The 328-nt window shown below is 60.4% G+C and carries 1 protein-coding gene; it reads right to left on the reverse strand.

Annotated features, from left to right (window positions below; genetic code table 11):
- A partial coding sequence (locus tag ALO64_RS09780; RefSeq protein WP_157058652.1) for a PAS domain-containing protein occupies window positions 1–328 on the reverse strand: 328 nt, incomplete at both ends.

Below are 328 nucleotides of genomic sequence, written 5' to 3' on the forward strand. Positions count from 1 at the left end.
GCAGGCCGGTGAGCGGGTCGTGGTGGGCTTGGTAGTCGAGGCGCGCCTGGGCGTGTTTGAGGCTGGAGATGTCAGCGAAAACGGCGACGAAATGGGTGGTGAGGTTGGCTTTGTTGCGCACTGCATTGATCGTCAGCCAGCTTGGGTAGAGCTCGCCGCTCTTGCGTCGGTTGCTGATCTCGCCCTGCCAGTGGCCATCGGCTGCAAGTTGATGCCACATTGAGGCATAGAACGCGCTGTCATGCTGGCCTGAGGCGAGCAGGCGAGGTGTCTGGCCGATGGCTTCGCTCTCGCTGTAGCCGGTAATCTCGAGACTGTCAGAAATTTT

The sequence above is a fragment of the Pseudomonas meliae genome (genome assembly GCF_001400515.1).
In the GTDB taxonomy this organism is placed as follows: domain Bacteria; phylum Pseudomonadota; class Gammaproteobacteria; order Pseudomonadales; family Pseudomonadaceae; genus Aquipseudomonas; species Aquipseudomonas amygdali.